At 48.9% G+C, this 522-nt stretch carries 1 protein-coding gene; it reads right to left on the reverse strand.

Annotated elements, in window-relative coordinates; translation table 11 throughout:
• Positions 1-426, reverse strand: a 426-nt coding sequence (locus tag ACWHAR_RS31880) for a catalase (RefSeq protein WP_452089027.1), incomplete at its 3' end; no start/stop codon positions are given.
• Between the last annotated feature and the right edge of the window lie 96 nt (positions 427-522).

Genomic DNA, 522 nt, shown 5'->3' on the forward strand with positions numbered 1-522 from the left:
TTCAGTATAAAATTTAGTCGCAAAGCCTCTGGCATCCCGCACCGTGTCTGCGGAGCCTTTAGAACCCGCGACCGTAGAAAAACGGACAAATACCGGTGTCTTCACTGAAGGGTCCTGAAGAAATTTGGCCCGAGTATATTCCGTCATTGGTTCGTAAACCTGAAAAAAGCCATGCACGCCAAATCCGCGCGCATGCACAACACGCTCCGGAATCCTCTCATGGTCAAAGTGCGTCATTTTCTCCCGGAAGTGAAAATCCTCCATCAGCGTCGGGCCGCGAACCCCGGCTTTTAACGAATGCTCATCCTCTGACACCCGCAAGCCTTGGTTTGTCGTCATTTTCTTCCCGCTGTTATCGGCCCTGTACTGCTCAAGCTGCTCGTCCTTTGAGTGTTCATTTACACGTTTGTTTTGGTCTTCACACATGTCTGCTCCCCCTTTTTAAAACGAAACATTCTACAGCACATTTACCCGTGGCGTTCTTCATATAAACTGCTAATCCGCTCATTAGGATTTTTGGTC

The organism is Bacillus sp. LR--39 (genome assembly GCF_053613335.1).